This is a genomic window from Burkholderia sp. USMB20, assembly GCF_000949135.2.
In the GTDB taxonomy this organism is placed as follows: domain Bacteria; phylum Pseudomonadota; class Gammaproteobacteria; order Burkholderiales; family Burkholderiaceae; genus Burkholderia.
Map to the genome: position 1 here is coordinate 22,472 of NZ_JTAN02000012.1, position 14,796 is coordinate 37,267.

At 68.6% G+C, this 14,796-nt stretch carries 15 protein-coding genes; 6 read left to right on the forward strand and 9 right to left on the reverse strand.

All coding sequences use genetic code 11. The annotated features are described in order from the left end of the window. Nucleotides 1-103: 103 nt before the first annotated feature. Nucleotides 104-1,147 carry a bile acid:sodium symporter family protein gene (locus PL79_RS13250; protein WP_044846146.1) on the reverse strand — a complete coding sequence of 348 codons (1,044 nt, stop codon included), beginning with the start codon at nucleotides 1,145-1,147 and terminating at the stop codon, nucleotides 104-106. A 360-nt stretch (nucleotides 1,148-1,507) separates the two neighbouring features. On the opposite strand from PL79_RS13250, the gene PL79_RS13255 reads away from it, so the two are divergent. The 3 genes from PL79_RS13255 (at nucleotide 1,508) to PL79_RS13265 (ending at nucleotide 4,587) form a co-directional block, all read left to right on the forward strand. Next, nucleotides 1,508-2,005: a hypothetical protein gene (locus PL79_RS13255; RefSeq protein WP_044846200.1), complete on the forward strand. Its 498-nt coding sequence runs from the start codon at nucleotides 1,508-1,510 to the stop codon at nucleotides 2,003-2,005. Nucleotides 2,006-2,374: 369 nt separating this feature from the next. Then, the gene (locus tag PL79_RS13260) at nucleotides 2,375-3,451 is read left to right on the forward strand and encodes a porin (RefSeq protein ID WP_044846147.1); all 1,077 of its coding nucleotides are present in this window, start codon (nucleotides 2,375-2,377) and stop codon (nucleotides 3,449-3,451) included. A gap of 173 nt (nucleotides 3,452-3,624) precedes the next feature. Beyond that, nucleotides 3,625-4,587 (forward strand): LysR family transcriptional regulator, encoded by a 963-nt coding sequence (locus PL79_RS13265; protein WP_044846148.1) that lies wholly within the window; start codon nucleotides 3,625-3,627, stop codon nucleotides 4,585-4,587. Between the two features lie 112 nt (nucleotides 4,588-4,699). On the opposite strand, the gene PL79_RS13270 is transcribed toward PL79_RS13265, so the two are convergent. Beyond that, nucleotides 4,700-5,659, reverse strand: coding sequence for an NAD(P)H-dependent flavin oxidoreductase (locus tag PL79_RS13270; protein WP_044846149.1), 960 nt, complete (start codon nucleotides 5,657-5,659; stop codon nucleotides 4,700-4,702). A gap of 280 nt (nucleotides 5,660-5,939) precedes the next feature. Here PL79_RS13270 and PL79_RS13275 point away from each other — a divergent pair, with 280 nt between their 5' ends. Next, nucleotides 5,940-6,836 (forward strand): alpha/beta fold hydrolase, encoded by an 897-nt coding sequence (locus PL79_RS13275; RefSeq protein ID WP_044846150.1) that lies wholly within the window; start codon nucleotides 5,940-5,942, stop codon nucleotides 6,834-6,836. Nucleotides 6,837-6,898: 62 nt separating this feature from the next. On the opposite strand, the gene PL79_RS13280 is transcribed toward PL79_RS13275, so the two are convergent. Continuing rightward, complete coding sequence (locus PL79_RS13280) at nucleotides 6,899-7,390, reverse strand: Lrp/AsnC family transcriptional regulator (protein ID WP_034177375.1); 492 nt, start codon at nucleotides 7,388-7,390, stop codon at nucleotides 6,899-6,901. Between the two features lie 112 nt (nucleotides 7,391-7,502). Here PL79_RS13280 and PL79_RS13285 point away from each other — a divergent pair, with 112 nt between their 5' ends. Continuing rightward, nucleotides 7,503-8,405: a DMT family transporter gene (locus PL79_RS13285; RefSeq protein ID WP_044846201.1), complete on the forward strand. Its 903-nt coding sequence runs from the start codon at nucleotides 7,503-7,505 to the stop codon at nucleotides 8,403-8,405. 218 nt (nucleotides 8,406-8,623) lie between these two features. Here PL79_RS13285 and PL79_RS13290 read toward each other — a convergent pair whose 3' ends face one another. The 5 genes from PL79_RS13290 to PL79_RS13310 are packed head-to-tail and all read right to left on the reverse strand — an operon-like array spanning nucleotide 8,624 to nucleotide 11,702. Next, nucleotides 8,624-8,830 (reverse strand): DUF1289 domain-containing protein, encoded by a 207-nt coding sequence (locus tag PL79_RS13290; RefSeq protein ID WP_044846151.1) that lies wholly within the window; start codon nucleotides 8,828-8,830, stop codon nucleotides 8,624-8,626. Then, nucleotides 8,827-9,333 carry a YbaK/EbsC family protein gene (locus tag PL79_RS13295; protein ID WP_044846152.1) on the reverse strand — a complete coding sequence of 169 codons (507 nt, stop codon included), beginning with the start codon at nucleotides 9,331-9,333 and terminating at the stop codon, nucleotides 8,827-8,829. The genes PL79_RS13290 and PL79_RS13295 overlap by 4 nt, the downstream gene beginning before the upstream one ends. 23 nt (nucleotides 9,334-9,356) lie before the next feature. Continuing rightward, entirely contained in the window at nucleotides 9,357-10,289 is a 933-nt protein-coding gene (locus tag PL79_RS13300; protein ID WP_044846153.1) for a hydroxymethylglutaryl-CoA lyase, read from the reverse strand. Between the two features lie 29 nt (nucleotides 10,290-10,318). Continuing rightward, on the reverse strand, nucleotides 10,319-11,260 hold the full coding sequence (locus PL79_RS13305) for a 2-hydroxyacid dehydrogenase (protein WP_044846154.1): 942 nt from the start codon (nucleotides 11,258-11,260) through the stop codon (nucleotides 10,319-10,321). Between the two features lie 4 nt (nucleotides 11,261-11,264). Next, complete coding sequence (locus PL79_RS13310; RefSeq protein ID WP_044846155.1) at nucleotides 11,265-11,702, reverse strand: VOC family protein; 438 nt, start codon at nucleotides 11,700-11,702, stop codon at nucleotides 11,265-11,267. A gap of 257 nt (nucleotides 11,703-11,959) precedes the next feature. Here PL79_RS13310 and PL79_RS13315 point away from each other — a divergent pair, with 257 nt between their 5' ends. Beyond that, nucleotides 11,960-12,583 carry an RBBP9/YdeN family alpha/beta hydrolase gene (locus tag PL79_RS13315; protein WP_044846156.1) on the forward strand — a complete coding sequence of 208 codons (624 nt, stop codon included), beginning with the start codon at nucleotides 11,960-11,962 and terminating at the stop codon, nucleotides 12,581-12,583. A 54-nt stretch (nucleotides 12,584-12,637) separates the two neighbouring features. On the opposite strand, the gene PL79_RS13320 is transcribed toward PL79_RS13315, so the two are convergent. Beyond that, a complete protein-coding gene (locus PL79_RS13320; RefSeq protein WP_044846157.1) occupies nucleotides 12,638-14,758 on the reverse strand; it encodes a phosphocholine-specific phospholipase C in 2,121 nt (706 codons plus the stop codon). Nucleotides 14,759-14,796: the final 38 nt, after the last annotated feature.

The window sequence follows — 14,796 nt, forward strand, 5'->3', positions numbered from 1 at the left end:
GCGAGAGGCGAGAGGCGAGAGGCGAGAGGCGAGAGGCAGGGACGAAAGGAACAAGACGAACACCCCAGCGCGGCCAGCCATGCCGGCCGCGCAGCCTCCCGCGTCAGCGCTTGCCCGCGCTCAGCGCACCGCGCCCGCGTGCGGCACCGGCCGCACCCGCGTCGCCGTCGCGCTCGCCGCTCGTGTCGCGCGCGCCCCAGCGTTGCGCGAGCGCCGCGCAGGCCATCAGCTGGATCTGGTGGAACAGCATCAGCGGCAGCACGATCGCGCCGACCGCCTGCGCGGAGAAGATCACCTTCGCCATCGGCACGCCGGCCGCGAGGCTCTTCTTCGACCCGCAGAAGATGATCGTGATCTGGTCGGCCCGGTTGAAGCCGAGCCGCTTGCTGACGAACGCGGTCAGCCCCAGCGCGATCACGAGCAGCACGACGTTGACGACCAGCAGGCCGCCGAGCGCGCGCGCCGGAATCTGGTGCCACAGCCCCTGGTTCACGGCCTCGCTGAACGCGACGTAGACGACGAGCAGGATCGAGCCCTGGTCGACGAAGCGCAGCACGCCGCGGTTGCGTTCGATCCAGCCGCCGATCACGGGCCGCAGCAGCTGGCCGGCGATGAACGGCACGAGCAGCTGCATCACGATGCTGCCGATGGTGCTCCACGGCGACGCGGCCGCGGCCGACTGCGACGTGATCATCAGCCCGACGAGCGCCGGCGTCACGAAGATCCCGAGCAGGCTCGACGCCGATGCCGCGCACACGGCGGCCGGCACGTTGCCCTTCGCGATCGACGTGAACGCGATCGACGACTGGACGGTCGACGGCAGCGTGCACAGGAACAGCACGCCGGCATACAGCGTCGGCGTGACGAGCGGCTGCAGCACGGGCTTCAGCGCGAGGCCGAGCAGCGGGAACAGCGCGAACGTGCTGAGCAGCACGACCGCATGCAGCCGCCAGTGGGTCGCGCCCGCGACGACGGCTTCGCGCGACAGCTTCGCGCCGTGCAGGAAGAACAGCAGGCCGACCGCGATGTTGGTCGCCCAGTTGAACGCATGGGCGGCCGGGCCGCGGCACGGCAGCAGGCTCGCGAGCACGACGGTGCCGACGAGCGCGAGCGTGAAGTTGTCGGGAAGGAAACGGGGACGGGCCATCGGGGAACTCGCTTCGGAAACGGCGGGCGCGCATGTCGCGCGCGCGCGAAGCCGGTATTGTCCCGGTTGGTCATTCAATAAACAAATTCATTGTACGAATCCATTGATGAATCGATTGCATGATGCGGCTGCGCAACACGGCACGCCCACGGCGGCCCGGCGCCGCGCGAAGCGGCAGAAGAATGTTCTGTCGCGATCCCACCCTGAAGTGAAAAAACCTAGCAGTAACATGGTGTTACACCGATGCCCGCGACATAACACTTTTTGGCTCGACACCGTTTGGGACCGCTCATAAATTACTGCTGAAAGGCTTGCGTCGGCCGGAAACAGCCGGCGGCGAGCGGCAACAGGCACTGAATGATGACGGAACGGGTGAAACTGAAGGTCGGACGATGGGTGGCAGGCGTGCTCGGCGCGCTGCTGATGCCGCTCGCGCTCGCGCAACCGCCGCATGGCGGTCAGGCGTTCGGCGGCGGTCATGGCTTCGGTCACGGTTTCGGTGGCGGCGACATGCGCATGTACGGCCAGCCGGCCGGCAACGCGCAGGTATGGCGCCGGGCGCTGCCGCCGGGCGGCGCGCGTGCCGGCGGCGTGAGCGGCTATGGTTCTCGCTGGGGCCTGCGTCCGACGCCGTCTTACGGGCATTACGCCGCGCAGAGCCCGTATCGTCCGATCAGCGCCGAGTCCCGCCAGATGCCGCGCCCGCCGGGCGGCGGCAACGTTCCGTTGCGGGCCGGCTCGATCCGCGCCGACGTCGCGCGCTACAACGAAGAGCGTGGCGGCCGTCCGATGCCGCCGCCCCGCGCGCAGGAAGAGCCTTCCCACTCGCCGTTTTTCTCCCCGTTCTACCGAAACTGAGCGCCCCGCGCGTTCGCCGAGCGCGCCCCGCGCGTTCGTTCCCCCGCCGGCTGTGATGCGAATTCGCCACAGTCGCGCATAGATTTCCGCTGATTTTCCCGTCGCATTGCGCTATCTTTCGCGCCCGGCACGCGCGCCCCCCGCGGCCGTCCCGTCGCGTGCCCGCACCGCGCGGGGCCGCTGCGGCGCGCCTGGCCATGTGCCGATTCCGCGAAGTTAATGCTGCCGCTATACCCGCAATAAGTGTGCGCAATTTTGACGGGACGCAGGTTCCGTAAAGATGGCTGCGCCCCATACGACGCAAGCAATCGGCTCCAAACAACAACGCTCGCGCCACTTATCGACATTCGACAAAACCCTGGAGATCCCATGAAAGCATTCGCTCGCCGTGCGTCGCGCACGTCCGTCAAGCTGATCGCCGCGGCCGCCTGCGTGGCCGCAACCGCACCCGTTCACGCGCAGTCGAGCGTCTCGCTCTACGGTCAGGTCGACGAATGGGTCGGCGCCACCAAGTTTCCGGGCGGCGATCGCGCATGGAACGTGTCGGGCGGCGGGATGTCGACGTCCTACTGGGGCCTGCACGGCGCCGAGGATCTCGGCGACGGCTACAAGGCGATCTTCACGCTGGAGAGCTTCTTCCGTGCGCAGAACGGCCAGTTCGGCCGCTTCCAGGGCGACACGTTCTTCGCGCGCAACGCATACGTCGGCGTCAGCTCGCCGTACGGCACGGTGACGGCGGGCCGCCTGACGACGCACCTGTTCCTGTCGACGATCCTGTTCAACCCGTTCTACGATTCGTACACCTTCTCGCCGATGGTGTACCACGTGTTCCTGGGCCTCGGCACGTTCCCGACCTATCCGAGCGACCAGGGCGCGGTCGGCGATTCGGGCTGGAACAACGCGCTGTCCTACACGTCGCCTTCGTTCGGGGGCCTGAATTTCGCGGCGATGTACGCGCTCGGCAACACGGCCGGCGACAACCGCTCGAAGAAGTGGAGCGCGCAGTTCAACTACGCGAACGGCCCGTTCGCGGCGACCGCCGTCTACCAGTACGTGAACTTCAACAACGGCCCGCAGGACCTGAGCTCGCTCGTGACCGGCATGAAAAGCCAGGGCATCGGGCTGGTCGGCGCGACCTACGATCTGAAGTACGTGAAGCTGTTCGGCCAGTACATGTATACGAAGAACGACCAGGTCGCCGGCAGCTGGCACGTGAACACCGCGCAGGGCGGCGTGTCGGTGCCGCTCGGCGTCGGCAACGCGATGGCGTCGTACGCGTACTCGCGCGACGGCGGCGGCCTCGACCAGACGCGCCAGACCTGGGCCGTCGGCTACGACTATCCGTTGTCCAAGCGCACCGATGTCTACGCTGCGTACATGAACGACCACATCAGCGGCCTGTCGAGCGGCAATACGTTCGGCGCAGGCATCCGCGCGAAGTTCTGACGATTCGTCGGTTCGGACGCGCACGCAACGCGCGTCGCGTCTGCCGGCATTCCGCCCCGAAAAACGGCGCCGCTTTTCGCGGCGCCGTTTTGCCTTTGTTGACCTTTTTGTTTCCTCGCCTTTGTTACCCTATCTCGTAATTGCATAATTCCCAGGAATTGCGAGCTAGTTCGATGGATACCCTCGTCAGCATGAATGTGTTTCGCTACGTCGTCGAAGTGGGCAGCTTCGTCGGCGCGGCCGAGCGCATGCAGATGTCGGCCGCGATGGCGAGCAAGCACGTGATGCATCTCGAGCAGCAGCTCGGCGCGCGGCTGCTGCATCGCACGACACGACGTGTCGCGCCGACCGAGGCGGGACGCGAATACTATGAGCGCCTCGTGCAGGCGCTGTCGGAACTCGACGAAGCCGGACAGGCGGTCGGCGCCGCGAGCGTGGTGCCGCAGGGCCGCCTGCGCGTGACGTCGCTGTCCGCGTTCGGATTGCGGCACGTGATGCAGGCCGTCACCGATTATGCGGGTCGGTTCCCGGACGTGACCGTCGACGTGACGCTGTCCGATCGCGTGGTCGACCTGATCGAGGAAGGCTACGACGTCGCGGTGCGCGCGGCGCCGAACGGGCTGAAATCGTCGTCGCTGGTCGCGCGGCAGATCGCGACCGCGCACATCCTGCTGGTCGCGTCGCCCGAGTATCTCGACAAGCACGGCACGCCCCAGACGATCGCCGATCTCGCGCATCACAACTACCTGCGTCGCGATTCGAATTCGACGATGCTCGATTCGCTGGTGATCGACGCGGCCGCCGCGTCGCGCGTGAACCTGAACGGCAACCTGATCGTGAACCATCTCGAGGGGCTGCGCGCGGCCGTGCTCGCGGGCGCGGGCATCGCGCTGCTCGGCACCGAGGTGGTCGGCGACGACATCGAATCCGGCCGGCTCGTGCCGGTGCTGCTCGACGCCGTGCCGCCGCACGAGGCGCCGATCTATGCGGTGTACGCGAGCCGTCGCCACGTGTCCGCGAAGGTGCGCTCGTTCGTCGACTTCCTCGCGGCACGATTCGAAGGGCAGTCGCTGTGCCCGTCGATCGAGTCGCGCCTGCGCGTGCTGCCGATCACGCGGATCAAGCGCGCGGGCTGACCGGCGCCGGCCGCCCGCGTGGCGGACATGAAAAAAGCGCGAGCCGTTGCGGTTCGCGCTTTTTTGTTTGGTCCGACGTCGTGCGCGCCGGTGGCGCAACCCGCCGCCCGCGTCAGCGCGCGATGCCGAGTCGTGCCTTCGCGTCGTCGTACTCGCGCTTCAGGCGCTCGACGAGCGCGCCGACGCTCGGCAGGTCGTCCATCAGGCCGACGCCCTGGCCGGCACCCCAGATGTCCTTCCACGCCTTCGCCTTGTCGCCGCCGAAATTCATCTTCGACTTGTCCGATTCCGGCAGTGCGTCCGGATCGAGGCCGGCCTTCTCGATGCTCTCGCGGATGTAGTTGCCGTGCACGCCGGTGAAGAGGTTCGTGTAGACGATGTCGGACGATTTCGCGTTGAGGATCGCGTGCTTGTAGTCCTCGACCGCGTGCGCCTCCTGCGTCGCGATGAAGCGCGTGCCCATGTACGCGAAGTCGGCGCCCATCGCCTGCGCGGCGAGGATCGAGCCGCCGTTGGCGATCGCGCCGGACAGCACGATCGGGCCGTCGAACATCTTGCGCACTTCGCCCACGAGCGCGAACGGCGACGTCGTGCCCGCGTGGCCGCCGGCGCCGGCCGCGACGAGGATCAGCCCGTCGACGCCGGCTTCGAGCGCCTTCTGCGCGTGGCGCAGGTTGATCACGTCGTGCAGCACGATGCCGCCGTAGCTGTGCACCGCGTCGACGATCTCGCGCGCCGGCGCGCGCAGGCTCGTGATGAAGATCGGCACCTTGTGCTCGACGCACACGCGCACGTCGTGCTCGAGCCGGACGTTCGACTGGTGGACGATCTGGTTGACCGCGATCGGGCCGATCACCGCGTCCGGGTGCTTCGCCTTGTGGTCGGCGAGTTCGGACTGGATCTGCGTCAGCCATTCGTCGAGCAGTTCGGCCGGACGGGCGTTGAGCGCGGGAAATGATCCGACGATACCCGCCTTGCATTGCGCGAGCACGAGTTCGGGGTAGCTGACGATGAACATCGGCGACGCGATGACGGGCAGCGTCAGGTTCTGCAGGACGGCGGGCAATGCCATGTTGATGTCTCCAGTCTCGAGGGGCGGCCGGGCCCGGCGCGGGCGCGCCGACGCCGGCATGCATGCTTGGCGGTCGAACGGTGCTTCGAGTGTAGCGGTACAGCCGCGCGTTCATATTAATACGAACGGTCGTGCGATTCTACGCGAGCTTAACAAACTGCGCGGCGTGGCGACAATCGAGTGAGTGTTCTCTTTCTACGTATTCGGGCATCTGGCGCGCGCAGCAGCCGGCCGGGCGCTCCTACAATATCCGCCATAACAAACCAACGAGAAACAAACCATGTCGTTTGAGGCGTTTGCTCCGTTTCGCGTGACGGTGCAGGACACCGACATCTTCGGTGTCAAAGGAGGCGCGGGGCCGCCGCTTCTGCTGCTGCACGGCCACCCGCAGACCCACATGATCTGGCATCGCGTCGCCGCGACGCTGGCGAATCACTTCACGGTGATCGCGACCGACCTGCGCGGCTACGGCACGTCGGGCAAGCCGCCGAGCGACGCGCGGCATGCGCCGTATTCGAAACGCGCGATGGCGGCCGACCAGGTCGCCGTGATGCGCCATTTCGGTTTCGAGCAATTCCATGTGTGCGCGCATGATCGCGGCGCGCGCGTCGCGCACCGGCTCGCGCTCGATCATCCGGCGGCCGTCGAGCGGATGATGCTGCTCGACATCGCGCCGACGCTCGCGATGTACGAGCAGACCGACCGCGCGTTCGCGACCGCGTATTTCCACTGGTTCTTCCTGATCCAGCCGGCGCCGCTGCCCGAAACGCTGATCGAAGGCCGCACCGATGCGTACATCGAGCGCGTGATGGGCAACCGTTCGGCCGGGCTCGCGCCGTTCGCGCCGGAGGCGCTCGCCGCGTATCGCGCCGCGCTCGCGCAGCCGGGCGCCGTGCACGCGATGTGCGAGGACTACCGCGCATCGGCGACGATCGATCTCGAACACGACCGCGCGGATCTCGAGCGCGGCAACAAGGTCGCGTGCCCGCTGCGCGTGCTGTGGGGCGAGCACGGGATCGTCGGCCGCTGCTTCGATCCGCTCGACGAATGGCGGCGCGTCGCGCGCGACGTCAGCGGCCGCGCGCTCGATTGCGGGCACTACATTCCGGAAGAGGCGCCCGTCGCGCTGATCGACGAGCTGCTCGCGTTCTTCGAAGCGCGCGACGCGGCCGCGTGAGCGGGGCCGGCCGCGGCGGGTCGCGCGGCGCTTACCGCGCGTCGACGATCGGCGCTCGCGGTTCAGCGGCGCGCGGCGTCGTCTTCGACCAGCGGCGGCAGGCGGCGCGGCACGGGCGTCGATTTCACGATCGCCGTGCTCGTTTCCGCGCGCTCCGTCACCTTCGACAGGATGTCGTCGAGGTGCTCGATCGTGCGCAGGTAGAGCCGGCAGATGAAGCAGTCCTCGCCGGTCACCTTGTCGCATTCGACGAATTCCGGAATCCGCCGCAGCACCTCTTCGACCAGATGCAGCTGCCCTGGCAGCGGCTTCACGCGGACGATCGCCTGCAGCGTGTAGCCGAGCGCGCGCGGGTCGAGCTCGACGGTGAAGCCCGCGATCACGCCCTGCGCTTCGAGCCGCCGCACGCGGTCGGCTGTCGCGGGCGCCGACAGCCCGATCTGCCGCGCCAGCTCGCTGGTGGCGATGCGCGCATCCTCGGCGAGCGCCGCGAGGATCGCGCGGTCGGTCGCGTCCAGCGACGCGACGGCGGGCGGGGAAAGGCGTTTCGACATGATCGCTTTGCTTTCGAAGGTGAATCGGTCGTTTCGCTTCAGTTTAGCCGTGGATGCACGGAAAGCAAGTTTCTAGAATGAAGTCATCTTCTCTCGCCAAACGGAGTCCATGATGGCCTCGAACGAAATCCGCCGCGGTGCCGCCGAGATGGTCGTCGCGATGCTGATGTCCGGCACGATCGGCTGGCTCGTGATGTCGTCGCAGCAACCGCTCACCAATGTCGTGTTCTTCCGCTGCCTGTTCGGCGCCGCAACGCTCGCGATCGTCTGCGCGGCGCTCGGCTTGCTGCGCCGCGCGCTGTTCTCGCCGCGCATGCTCGCGCTCGCGACGCTCGGCAGCGTCGCGATCGTCGCGAACTGGCTGCTGCTGTTCGCCGCGTATTCGCGCGCGTCGATCTCGATGGCGACCGCCGTCTACAACACGCAGCCGTTCATGCTCGTCGCGCTCGGCGCGCTCGTGTTCCGCGAACGGATCAGCGCGTCGACGATCGCGTGGCTCGCGCTCGCCTTCATCGGGCTCGTCTGCGTGGTGCGGGTCGAGCCGGCCGTGCTCGCGGTGCCCGGCGAATATCTCGAAGGCGTCGCGCTGTCGCTCGGCGCGGCGTTCCTGTACGCGGTGTCGTCGATCGTCACGAAGCACCTGAAGGGCACGCCGCCGCATCTGCTGGCACTGCTGCAGGCCGGCCTCGGCATCGTGCTGCTCGCACCGTTCGCGCACTTCGACACGCTGCCGGCGACGGCCGCGCAGTGGCTCGATCTCGTCGTGCTCGGCGTCGTCAACACCGGCCTGATGTACGTGCTGCTGTACGGCGCGATCCAGAAGCTGCCGGTCGCGATGACGGGCGCGCTGTCGTTCGTCTATCCGGTCGTCGCGATCATCGTCGATCGCATCGCGTTCGGGCAGACGCTCGCGTGGACGCAGGTGCTCGGCGCGTTGCTGATCCTGCTCGCGGCGGCCGGCGTGAACCTCGGCTGGCGCATCGTGCCGGCGCGTCGCGCGGCGGTCGGCAACTGAAACGGTTGTGCGATTCGGCTTGCCGCTACGGCTTGCCGCCAGGCCCGTCGGCGTCGCCTCCGGGCACGCGGATTGCGCGCCAGACAGGCCGTAAGGAGTTGTAGGGAAACACCCGATGCGACGCTGCAGCGTCGCTCGTATGATGCGGCTGTGACGTTGATCACGTTCACAGGATTCCGATCTCATGCCGTTCGCCAAGCAGGCCGAACGGCATTTTTTTATGCGCCGCTCCGCGCGAGCAGGCGCCGCCGCGCGTCGAGCCGCGCGAGTAACTCGCGTCTCGCGTCGTCGTCCGACGCGCGCCATCCCTTGATCTCGTCACGCGTGCGCAGGCAGCCCGCGCACCAGTCGGTGCGCGGATCGATCCTGCAGACGTCGGTGCACGGCGAGGCGACCGTGCCGACCGGTACCGGCACGTCGCTCATGCGTCGTTACGCAATGCGACGTCGGCGACCGGCGCACCCGTCAGCGCGACGAGTTCCTGCGGCGACAGGTTGAACACCGCGTGCGGATGGCCGGCGGCGGCCCACAGGCTGTCGAGCTCGAGCAGGTCGGCGTCGATCAGCGTGACCGGTTCGACGAGATGGCCGATCGGGCACACGCCGCCGATCGCGTAGCCGGTATGGTCGCGCACGAACTTCGCATCGGCGCGGCCGACCGCGCCGACCTGGGCGGCGACCTTCTTCTCGTCGACGCGATTCACGCCGCTCGCGACGACGAGCACCGGCAGGCCGTCGGATTCGCGGCGAAACAGGATCGACTTCGCGATCTGCGCGACCGAGCAGCCGAGCCCGGCCGCGGCTTCGGCGGAGGTCTTGCCGGTTTCGGCGAGCATCACGATCCCTTTCGCATGCCCGCGTTCGCGCAGCAGCAGCGCGACGCGTCGCGCGGAATCGGGGAGAGAGTCGAATGAAGCGGGTGTCGTCATGGGGAGTCCGGTGAGTGTCGGGGTCACGCGCAGCTCGGCGCGTCGGCCGCGCTCTGCGCCTTGGCGAGCAGCGCGCGACCGGCGCGCGACACGTTCGCGCGGCCGATCGCGTTCGAGATGAAGTCGCCGGCGGCGACCACCTGCGCGAGATCGATGCCGGTGTCGATGCCGAGGCCCTGCATCAGGTACAGCACGTCCTCGGTCGCGACGTTGCCGGTCGCGCCCTTCGCGTACGGGCAGCCGCCGAGGCCGGCGACCGACGCGTGGAAGATCTCGATCCCTTCGAACAGCGCCGCGTAGATGTTCGCGAGCGCCTGGCCGTAGGTGTCGTGGAAGTGGCCCGACAGCCGTTCGCGCGGGAACACGCGCGTGACGGCCGACAGCACTTCGCGCGTGCGCTTCGGCGTGCCGACGCCGATGGTGTCGGCGATGTCGATCTCGTCGCAGCCGAGCGCGGCGAAGCGTTCGACGACGTCGACGACCGACGCGACCGGCACCTCGCCCTGGTACGGGCAGCCGAGCGTGCACGACACGCTGCCGCGCAGCCGCAGGCCGGCATCCTTCGCGGCCTTCGCGACCGGCTCGAAGCGCGCGATGCTCTCCGCGATGCTGCAGTTGATGTTGCGCTGCGAGAACGCCTCGCTCGCCGCGCCGAAGATCACCACTTCGTCGGCGCGTGCGGCGAGCGCGTTCTCGAAGCCTTTCAGGTTCGGCGTGAGCACCGAATACACGGTGCCCGGGCGACGCTCGATGCCGGCCATCACGTCGGCGCCGTCGGCCATCTGCGGCACCCATTTCGGCGACACGAACGATGCGGCCTCGATATTGCGGAAGCCGGCGCGCGACAGCCGGTCGACGAGCGCGATCTTCACGTCGGTCGGTACGAAGGTCTTTTCGTTCTGCAGCCCGTCGCGCGGGCCGACTTCGACGATCTTGACGGCGGTGGGGAACGTCATGGTTGTCTCCGGTCTCGTGTAGGTGGAATTCAGTAGCCGCGCGCGTAGTCGACGATGCCGCCGACGCGCTCGCCGCGCTCGAGCGCGCGGATCTTGCCGGCGATCTGCTCGACGGCTTCGTCGCGCAGCGTCTCGGCCGAGCTGTGCGGCGTGATCGTGATGCGCGGCGCGTGCCAGAACCGGTGGTCGACCGGCAGCGGCTCGTGCTGGAACACGTCGAGCGTCGCGGCGGCGACCTGGCCGCTCGCGAGCGCGTCGAGCAGGTCGGCTTCGACGAGATGCGCGCCGCGTGCGACGTTCACCAGGTATGCGCCCGGCGCCAGCTTCGCGAAGGTCCGCGCCGACAGGATCCCGTCGGTATCGTGCGTGCTCGGCAGCAGGTTGACGAGCACCTTCGCGCCGTCGACGCACGCGTCGAACGCGTCGTCGCCCGCGAAGGTCGCGACGCCGTCGAGCCGTTTCGGGCTGCGGCTGTAGCCGCGCACCGGCAGGCCGAGCGCCGCGAGCGCCTGCGCGACCTGCGCGCCGAGCACGCCGAGGCCGAGCACCGCGACGGTGAAGCTCGCGCGCGGATGCGGCTCCAGCACCTGCCAGCGGCGCTCGCGCTGCAACGCGTCGTATTCGTCGAAGCGGCGCAGGTAGCGCAGCACCGCGTGCGTCACGTATTCGATCATCTGCCGCGCCATGCCCGAATCCTCGAGGCGCACCAGCGGCACGTCGCGCGGCAGCGTGCCGGGATGCGCGCGATCGAGCGCGAGCAGCGCATCGACGCCCGCGCCGAGGTTGAAGATCGCGCGCAGGCCGTCGCGCGGCGCGAACAGCTCGCGCGGCGCGCGCCACACGAGCGCGTAGTCGGCGGCAGCCGTGTCGCCCGGCTGCCACGCGCGCAGCTCGGCCTCGGGCAGCGCCTGCGCGATCGCGTCGCGCCAGGCGCCGGCTTCCTGGTGCGGCGAGTAGAACAGGATCTTCATGCGCTTACTTCGCGAACAGCTGGCCGATGTCGGCGAACGCCTTGAACTCGAGCGCGTTGCCGCACGGATCGAGGAAGAACATCGTCGCCTGCTCGCCGACCTCGCCCTTGAAGCGGATATGCGGCTCGATCACGAAGCGCGTATGCGCGGCCTTCAGTTTGTCGGCGAGCGCATGCCATTCGTCCATCGACAGCACGACGCCGAAATGGCGCACGGGCACGTCGTCGCCGTCGACCGGGTTCACCGCGCTTTTGCCGGTTTCGTCCGGCGCGAGGTGCGCGACGAGCTGATGGCCGAAGAAGTCGAAGTCGACCCAGTGCTCGGAGCTGCGGCCCTCGGGGCAGCCGAGCAGGCCGCCGTAGAACGCGCGCGCGCCGGCGAGGCTCGACACGGGGAAGGCGAGATGGAACGGGCGCAGCGCGCCGGCGGGCGTAGCGGACATCGGGCGTCTCCTGTCGATCGGAACCGGCGCGGGGCGCCCCGGTTCGATCCGATGTAAGGCAAGCGGGAAGCCCACATTCTACGGTTTCGCGGCGCATTGCGCCGCCGCGAGGCTGCCGGCCCGCACCGCGGGGCCCGCGCCGGCGGTCGCCCGGCTACCGTCGCGCGCAAAAGCAAAGCACAAAATATTGGTTCGGCCGCCGCGCACACCACGCCACAATCGAACCTCGTCTCCAAGCAAAGCAAGCGAGGGCAATCATGCGCGCATGCAGCAAATCGGCGTGGCCGCCGCGGCTCGTGACCGTTCCGGGCCTGCACGGCAGCGAAGGCGCCCACTGGCAGACCTGGCTGGAGCGGCAGTTCCCGCGTTCGCTGCGGGTCGAGCAGGCCGACTGGGACGCCCCCGATCTCGCGCGCTGGGCGCAGTCCGTGCGCGTGCTGCTCGAACGCGAGCGCGGCCCGTTCGTGCTGGCCGCGCACAGCTTCGGCTGCCTCGCGGCCGCGCATGCGCTCGCGCAATGGCCGCAGGCGGCCGACGTCGCGGGCGTGCTGCTCGTCGCGCCCGCCAGTCCGAAGAAATTCACGTTCGCCGGGCCGTTCGACGCGCGCCGGCTCGCGGTGCCGTCGATCGTGATCGGCAGCGAAACCGACCCGTGGATGCCGCTCGCCGATGCGCGCACGCTCGCGCAGCGGCTCGGCAGCGCATTCGTGAACCTCGGCGACGCGGGCCACATCAACACCGCGGCCGGCTTCGGGCCGTGGCCGCGCGCGAAGTATTTCATCGACACGCTGGTGCATTGCGCGGCGCCGCTGCGCTTTCGCGACGCGGACGACGGCTTCGACGTCGCACCCGTCGAGCGCGCGCTCGCGCACGCGATCTGAGATTCGACGGCACGCGCCGCGCGGCCGACGCCGCGCACCGTCGTGCCGCCGCGCTTACGACGCGGAGACCGGGCGCACCGCGGCCGGATCCGAGTAGCTCGACCGGCCGTTCTCGACGTGGCCCGCGAAGCGGCGCGAGAACGTGCCGTTCACGCCGTCGCTCACCGTCACGTCATACCAGTGGTGGCTCGACGCGAGCGCCCATTGCTCGACGCGTTCGTCGCCGCCGTGCAGGGTCACCTGGCGCGCGGGCGTGCCGTACGCGTTGTCGGTCAGCGTCAGCGTCACGTGACCGCTGCCGTGGTTGCGCAGCTTCAGGTACAGGTTGCCGTTCGCGATGTCGTAGCCGGCTTTCACCTCCGGCTGCGCCTGGTTGCGCCGGCGCGCCGTCGCGGCCGACACGTTGCCCGCGAACATCCGCACGAAGCCGTTCGGCCCGTACACCGAGAACGCATACGCGCCGTTCGTCTCCGTCAGGTCGAAGTCCGCGTGCAGCACGCGGCGCGCGCCGACCGTGTAGCGCCACGGGCCGTCGGTGCGGTTGGTCGCGTACACCTGGAAGTGCGCGCCCTGGTTGCCGCGGTTCGCGAACTCGATGCGCAGCGTGTTGCCGCCGTAGAGGCTCGCGTTCACGTGCAGTTCGTACGGCAGCGCACGCGCCGGGCGCACGCCCGGTTCCTGCGGGTCGATCGGCGACGGCGTCGCGGGCACGCTCGGCGCGGGTTGCGACGTGCATTGCTGGTCGGCGATCGAGCGGTACTGGCTCGTATCGGGCAGCGTCGGGAACGTCGCGTCGGACGAGCGGAAGTCGAACGCGGCGGTGAGGTCGCCGCAGACGGTCCGGCGCCACGGCGTGATGTTCGGCTCGTCGATGCCGAAGCGCTCGCCGATGAAGCGGATCACCGACGTGTGGTCGAATACCTGCGAGCACACGAAGCCGCCCTTCGACCACGGCGACACGACCGTCATCGGCACGCGCGGCCCGAGGCCGTACGGCAGCCCGTCGGCCGTGTAGCTGCCGCCGCGGCCGGGATTCACGACCGTATGCAGCTCGCCGTCGGTGGTCACGGTCGATGCGCCCTGCGCGGCCGAGGTCGGCGGCTGCGGCGGCACGACGTGATCGAAGAAGCCGTCGTTTTCGTCGTACATGATGAACAGCACCGTCTTCGCCCAGACGTCCGGGTTCGACGTCAGCGCGTCGAGGATCTGCGACGTGTAGTTCGCGCCGTACGCGGGCGTGTATTTCGGATGCTCGGAGAACACGGCGGGCGGCAGCAGCCACGACACCTGCGGCAGCCGGTCGTTGATCACGTCGTCCTTCAGGTTGTCGAGCGTGCGCACCGTCTGCGCGCGCTGGTACAGCGACGAGCCCGGCTTCGCGTTGATGAAGTTCGTGAAGTTCTGCAGGATGTTCGTGCCGTAGTTGCCGTTGTACGGGTCGGCCCACGTGAGCCCCTGCTGGTAGATCTGCCACGACACGCCGTGCGCCTCGAGCCGTTCGGGGAAGGTCGTCCACGACAGCAGCTGGTACGCGGGCGGCAGGTCGCCGTCGACGTAGTCGGCGTTGTCGAGCAGCGGGCCGCCGAACTTGCCGGTCGGGTCGACCGTGCCCGTCATCAGGTACGAACGGTTCGGGTGCGTCGGCCCCGGCAGCGAGCAGAAGTAGTTGTCGCACACGGTGAACGCATCGGCGAGCGCGTAATGGAACGGGATGTCCTCGCGCACGTGATAGCCCATCGTCATGTCGGTCTTGTTCGCGGGCCACTGGTCGTAGCGGCCGCCGTCGATCGCCGCATGGGTCTTCGCCCACGAGTGGTCGAGTGCGCCCAGGCACTGCGCGCTGGTCGTCTTCGTGTCGAGCCGGAACGGCAGCACGGGCTTCGCCGGGTCTTCCTTCGACGGCTGGTACCACACCGGCTTGCCGTTCGGCAGCGGAATCGGGAAGCGGTCGTTGTAGCCGCGCACGCCGCGCAGGTGTCCGAAGTAATGGTCGAACGAGCGGTTCTCCTGCATGAACACGACGATGTGCTGGACATCGCGGATCGTGCCGGTGCCGCGCGCGGCCGGAATCGCGAGCGCGCGGCGGATCGATTCGGGGAACGCGTTGAGCGCGACGGCCGCGCCCGCCGACTGTGCGACGGTATGCAGGAAACGGCGGCGGCTGGATGACGTCATGTTATTTCACCTCGGTTCTGCGATCGGGGACTGGGGAC